This is a genomic window from Halomonas elongata (genome assembly GCF_029081005.1).
GTDB lineage: Bacteria > Pseudomonadota > Gammaproteobacteria > Pseudomonadales > Halomonadaceae > Halomonas > Halomonas elongata_B.
The window spans coordinates 1-350 of the sequence record NZ_JAJQTQ010000148.1 but is presented as its reverse complement, the minus strand read 5'-3'; the positions used below and the strand labels follow the sequence as shown (position 1 = coordinate 350).

1 protein-coding gene is annotated in these 350 nt (G+C 66.0%); it reads left to right on the top strand.

The window, feature by feature from the left end; genetic code table 11:
• Positions 1 to 350, top strand: a 350-nt coding sequence (locus LU493_RS19850; protein WP_275289517.1) for a hypothetical protein, incomplete at both ends; no start/stop codon positions are given.

Below are 350 nucleotides of genomic sequence, written 5' to 3'. Positions count from 1 at the left end.
ACGGCGACGCTGACGGTGACCATCAATGGCGCCACCGATGGCCCGCCGACGGTGGATATCGACGACAACGCGCCGAACGCCGAGGGCGCCGATCACAGCGTGGTGGAAGCCACCGGCAACACCATCAGCGGCAGTGCCACGGTGGGCGCCGAGGCGGGCATCGACAGCGTGACCGTCGATGGCCAGGACATCACCGATGCCAGCAACACTTCGGTGACCCTGCAGGGTGACGAAGGCTCACTGACCATCACCGGCTATAACGCCGCCACCGGCGAGATCACCTACGACTACACCGAGGACGGCGACGCCGAGGACCATGGCAGCGGCGAGATCCTGGATCAGTTCACGCT